Source organism: Geoalkalibacter sp. (assembly GCF_030604225.1).
GTDB lineage: Bacteria > Desulfobacterota > Desulfuromonadia > Desulfuromonadales > Geoalkalibacteraceae > Geoalkalibacter.
Genome location: NZ_JAUVWH010000171.1, coordinates 1 through 5143, shown reverse-complemented (window position 1 = coordinate 5143; position 5143 = coordinate 1). Strand labels below are relative to the sequence as shown.

The 5143-nt window shown below is 66.1% G+C and carries 6 protein-coding genes; 5 read left to right on the top strand and 1 reads right to left on the bottom strand.

What is annotated here, in order from left to right; all coding sequences use genetic code 11:
• The 5 genes from QAT43_RS14055 to QAT43_RS14035 form a co-directional block, all read left to right on the top strand.
• The coding region (locus tag QAT43_RS14055) for a thiolase family protein (RefSeq protein ID WP_305043717.1) at window positions 1–863 on the top strand (863 nt) is incomplete at its 5' end.
• Between the two features lie 57 nt (window positions 864–920).
• Window positions 921–1772, top strand: a complete 852-nt coding sequence (locus QAT43_RS14050; RefSeq protein WP_305043716.1) for a 3-hydroxybutyryl-CoA dehydrogenase — start codon at window positions 921–923, stop codon at window positions 1770–1772.
• 23 nt (window positions 1773–1795) lie between these two features.
• Entirely contained in the window at window positions 1796–2578 is a 783-nt protein-coding gene (locus QAT43_RS14045; RefSeq protein WP_305043715.1) for an enoyl-CoA hydratase-related protein, read from the top strand.
• 17 nt (window positions 2579–2595) lie between these two features.
• Window positions 2596–3753, top strand: a complete 1158-nt coding sequence (locus QAT43_RS14040; protein ID WP_305043714.1) for an acyl-CoA dehydrogenase family protein — start codon at window positions 2596–2598, stop codon at window positions 3751–3753.
• A 13-nt stretch (window positions 3754–3766) separates the two neighbouring features.
• On the top strand, window positions 3767–4915 hold the full coding sequence (locus tag QAT43_RS14035) for an acyl-CoA dehydrogenase (protein ID WP_305043713.1): 1149 nt from the start codon (window positions 3767–3769) through the stop codon (window positions 4913–4915).
• A 15-nt stretch (window positions 4916–4930) separates the two neighbouring features.
• Here the strand turns inward: QAT43_RS14035 and QAT43_RS14030 are convergent.
• A partial coding sequence (locus tag QAT43_RS14030; protein ID WP_305043712.1) for a hypothetical protein occupies window positions 4931–5143 on the bottom strand: 213 nt, incomplete at its 5' end.

The following is a 5143-nucleotide window of genomic DNA, read 5'->3' as shown; positions in this document are numbered from 1 at the left end:
GTGAGGCGGGGGTGGTGATCGCGGGCGGCATGGAAAGCATGTCCCTGGCGCCCTATGCCCTGCCGACGGCGCGTTTCGGCCTGCGCATGGGTACGGGGCAGGCGGTCGATCTGATGATTCATGACGCCCTTACCGATCCCTACAGCGGGCGGCACATGGGCGAGGTGGCCGAGGCGCGCGTCGCCGCCCACGGCCTGAGCCGCGAGGAGCAGGACGCCTACGCTGCCGAGTCCTACCGGCGCGCCCAGCAGGCCCTTGCCGAGGGCCTGTTCAAGGCCGAGACCGTGCCCGTCACCAAGCCCTCGCGCAAGGGCGATGTGATCGTCGCCACGGATGAGGAACCGGGACGCGGCGATATCGCCAAGCTCGGCGCCCTGCGGCCGGTGTTCGCCAAGGATGGCGGCATCACCGCCGGCAACGCCTCGACCATCAACGACGGCGCCGCCTTCGCCCTGCTCGCCGGAGAAGCGGCGGTGCGCGACCTGGGCCTCAAGCCCAAGGCGCGGCTGGTCGCCTATGCGACCAACAGCCTGCATCCCGACCAATTTCCCGACGCCCCCGTCGGCGCCATTGAACGAGCCTGCGCCAAGGCCGGTCTCAAGCCGGCGGATATCGACCTGTGGGAAATCAACGAGGCTTTCGCGGCGGTGGCCCTGATCGCCATCAAGGAACTGGGCCTCGATCCCGAGCGGGTCAACGTCAACGGCGGCGCGGTGGCCATCGGTCATCCCGTGGGCGCCAGCGGCGGCCGACTGGTGGCGACCCTGGTCGCCGAACTGCAGCGGCGCCAGGCGCGCTATGGCTTGGCGACCCTGTGCATCGGCGGCGGCGAGGCGGTGGCGGCGATTTTCGAGCGAATTTAACTTCTGTTCGACTTGTCGGACAAGTCAGACAAGTCGGACAAAAAGGAGACTGTATTCATGGCAATAAAGACGTTCATGGTGATCGGCGCCGGGCAGATGGGCGGCGGCATCGCCCAGGTGGCGGCGCAGGCGGGGATGCAGGTGCTGCTCAACGACATCGCGACGGACGCCGCGAACAGGGGTTTGGCGAGCATCGGCAAGATTCTCGAGCGCAACGTCGCCAAGGGCAAGTTGAGCGCCGAGGAGCGCGAGGCGGTACTGGCCCGCATCCGGCCCTCGACCTCCCTGGAGGATGCCGCCGCGGCGGATTTCATCGTCGAGGCGGCCACGGAAAATCTTGAAATCAAGACGCGCATTTTCCAGACCCTCGATCGGGTGGCGCGTCCCGAGGTGATTCTCGCCACCAACACCAGCTCCTTGCCCATTACCGAGATCGCCGCCGTCACCGGCCGGCCGGCCCAGGTCATCGGCATGCACTTCATGAATCCGGTACCGGTCATGCCCCTGGTGGAGGTCATCCGCGGTCTCGCCACCAGCGACGCGGTCTATGCCTGCGTCGACGAACTGGCGCGGCGCATGGGCAAGACGCCCGTCGAGGTCAACGACTTTCCCGGCTTCGTCTCCAACCGGGTGCTGCTGCCCATGATCAACGAGGCCATCTACTGCGTCCACGAGGGGGTGGCCAAGCCCGAGGCCATCGACCAGGTGATGAAGCTCGGCATGAACCATCCCATGGGGCCGCTGACCCTGGCCGACTTCATCGGTCTCGACACCTGCCTGTCCATCATGGAAATCCTCCACGAGGGGCTCGGCGACAGCAAGTATCGTCCCTGTCCGCTGCTGCGCAAGATGGTCAAGGCGGGCTGGCTGGGCAAGAAAAGCGGCAAGGGTTTTTACGAATACGCCTGATCATGAGCCAGGGAGTCAACCACATGGAATTCAGCAACCTGCTGTTTGAAGCAAGCGAGGGCGTCGCCATTGTCACCGTCAATCGTCCCAAGGCCCTCAACGCCCTCAACGAAGCGACCCTCAAGGAATTGCAGTGCTGCTTCGCCGGCATCCAGGGCGACCCGGCCATCAAGGTGGTGATCCTTACCGGCGCGGGGGAGAAGGCCTTTGTCGCCGGCGCCGACATCGCCGCCATGCAGGGCTTCGATGCCCTGGCCGCCCGCGAATTCGCCCGCCTCGGTCATGATGTGTTCAACCTCATCGAAAAGCTGCCCCAGCCGGTGATCGCCGCGGTCAACGGTTTTGCCCTGGGCGGCGGCTGCGAGCTGGCCATGGCCTGCGACATTCGTCTCGCCGCCGAGAATGCCCGCTTCGGTCAGCCGGAAGTCAATCTCGGCGTGATTCCCGGCTTCGGCGGCACCCTGCGCCTGGCGCGGCTGGTGGGCAAGGGCCGAGCCAAGGAGCTGATCCTGACCGGGGAGATGATCGACGCCCGCGAGGCGCACCGCATCGGCCTGGTCAACCAGGTGCTGGCCCCCGAGGCGCTGCTCGACGGCGCCCGTCGGATGGCGCAAAAAATCGCCGCCAAGGGGCCGGTGGCGGTGCGCCTGGGCAAGGAGGCGGTGGACAACGGCCTGGAAATGGATCAGGACCGCGCCGGTCGCTATGAGGCGGAACTCTTCGGCCTGTGCTTCGCGTCCGCCGATCAAAAGGAAGGCATGGCCGCCTTTCTCGAAAAACGCCCGGCCCATTTCCGGGGACGCTGAAGGAGCGGGAGGAACGCATGAATCTGGATCTCAACGAAGAGCAGCGGCTCATCCAGCAGACCGCCCGGGAATTCGCCCTGAGCGAACTGGCGCCGGTGGCGGCTGAGCTGGATCGCGGCGGCGATCGCCAGGTGTTTTTCGACAATCTGCGAAAACTCGCCGAGCTGGGCTTCATGGGGCTCAACATTCGGGAAGAGTACGGCGGCGCCGAGGCGGGGGTGGTGGCCTTCAGCCTCGCCTTGACCGAGATCGCCCGCGCCTGCGCGGCCACCGCCGTGACGGTGTCGGTCAACAACATGGTCTGCGAGGTCATCCAGGCGGTCGGCACCGAAGAGCAGCGGCGCCGCTACATTCCCAAAATCTGTTCCGGGGAATACCCGGCAGGGGCCTTCGCCCTCACCGAAACCGGAGCGGGTTCCGATCCGGCGGGCATGGCCACCACGGCGGTGCGCGACGGCGACGACTGGGTGCTCAACGGGGCGAAAATCTTCATCACCAGCGCGCCCTTCGCCGGGGTGTTCGTGGTCTGGGCGGTCACCGACAAGGCGGCGCCCAAGGGCAAGGGCATCAGCTGTTTTCTCGTCGAGGGGGGCACGCCCGGGCTGATCGTCGGCAAGGCCGAGGAGAAGATGGGCCAGCACGCCTCCTCGACCAACGAAGTGCTGTTTCAGGACTGCCGGGTGCCGGCGAGCGCGCTGCTGGGCAAGCTCAACGACGGCTTTCGCATCGCCGTGGCGGAATTGGGCGGCGGGCGCATCGGCATCGGCTCCCTGGGCCTGGGCATCGGCCTGGCGGCCATGGAGCATGCCACCCGCCACGCCCTGGAGCGCAGCCAGTTCGGCCAGAAAATCGGTCAATTCCAGGCCATCCAGTGGAAGATCGCCGACGCCTACACCGAGCTCGAAGCGGCGCGCCTGCTGTTGATGAACGCCGCCTTTCAGAAGGAGCAGGGGCGGCCCTTCGCCAAGGAGGCGTCCATGGCCAAGATGTTCGCCACCGAGGCGGCCAACCGCGCCTGCTACGAAGCGGTGCAGATTCTCGGCGGCTACGGCTATACCCGCGACTATCCCGTCGAGCGCTACGCCCGCGACGCGCGCATCACCACCATCTACGAGGGCACCAGCGAGATTCAGCGGCTGATCGTGTCGCGCGAAATCCTCAAGAGTTTTTCCTAGGGAGGCAGACACCATGATTTTCGAGTTGAGCGACGAGCACAAGATGATGCGCGACATGGTGCGCGAGTTCGCCGAGGCGGAACTGGCGTCCGGCGCCGGCGAGCGCGACGAACGGGAGCAGTTTGACCGCGCCCTGATGTTCGACCGCCTGGCCGAGTTGGGCCTGGCGGGGGTGGTGTTCCCCGAGGAATACGGCGGGGCGGGGGCCGATTACCTGAGCTACGCCATCGTCGTCGAGGAACTCTCGCGGGTGTGCGCCTCCACCGGCGTGACCCTCTCGGCCCATGTGTCCCTGGGGGCCAATCCCATCTACAAGTTCGGCACCGAGGAGCAGAAGCAGAAATTTCTTCGGCCCTTGGCCGAGGGGAGCAAGCTCGGCGCCTTCGGGCTCACCGAAACCGGCGCCGGGTCCGACGCGGGCGGCACGCGTACCACCGCCGTGCGCGACGGCGAGCATTGGGTGCTCAACGGCAGCAAGATCTTCATCACCAACGGCGGCGATGCCGAGACCTACGTGGTCTTTGCCCGCACCGACAAGAACGCGCAGAAGCATCACGGCATCAGCGCCTTCATCGTCGAGAAGGGCACGCCCGGCTTTTCCTTCGGCAAGAAGGAATCGAAGATGGGCATCCGCTCCTCGCCGACCATGGAGTTGATCTTCGACAACTGCCGCATTCCCCTGGACAACTTGCTGGGCGAGGAGGGCAAGGGCTTCAAGGTGGCCATGCAGACCCTCGACGGCGGGCGCATCGGCATCGCCTCCCAGGCTTTGGGCATCGCCCAGGGCGCTTTCGATGCGGCGGTCAACTATGCCCGCGAGCGCAAGCAGTTCGATCAGCCCATCGCCAACTTCCAGGGCGTGCAGTTCATGCTCGCCGACATGGCCACCCAGATCGAGGCGGCGCGCCTGGTGGTCTATCAGGCCGCCTACAAGGCGAGCGCCGGGGTGCCCTTTTCCAAGGAGTCGGCCATGGCCAAGCTGTTCGCCTCGGAGACCGCCATGGCGGTGACCACCAAGGCGGTGCAGGTCTTCGGCGGCTACGGCTACACCCGCGAATTTCCCGTGGAGCGCATGATGCGCGACGCCAAGATCACCGAGATCTACGAGGGCACCAGCGAGGTGCAGCGCCTGGTCATCGGCACGGCAGTGACGCGCGGTTGATCTGGCGTCGGTCCGTCAGGGGTTGGCGGCCTTCATGGTGAAGGCCGCTTTAACCCATCCCTGGGGCTTGGCCGGCGCCGTCCGGGCGCCGGACACCTTCACCATGAAGGCCGCCAACCCCTGAGTGAAACAGTTGACCTTCCCCGGTCTCAAAACAGGAGTCTCTTCATGTCCAAGCCCAACAAACGCATCAGCCTGCAGGAGGCCGCTGCCCTGATACCGGACGGC

Excerpts from the sequence above, each read along its gene's own strand:
- QAT43_RS14045 (WP_305043715.1), top strand. The coding sequence starts at position 1,796 with ATGGAATTCAGCAACCTGCTGTTTGAAGCAAGCGAGGGCGTCGCCATT.
- QAT43_RS14050 (WP_305043716.1), top strand. The coding sequence starts at position 921 with ATGGCAATAAAGACGTTCATGGTGATCGGCGCCGGGCAGATGGGCGGC.
- QAT43_RS14040 (WP_305043714.1), top strand. The coding sequence starts at position 2,596 with ATGAATCTGGATCTCAACGAAGAGCAGCGGCTCATCCAGCAGACCGCC.
- QAT43_RS14035 (WP_305043713.1), top strand. The coding sequence starts at position 3,767 with ATGATTTTCGAGTTGAGCGACGAGCACAAGATGATGCGCGACATGGTG.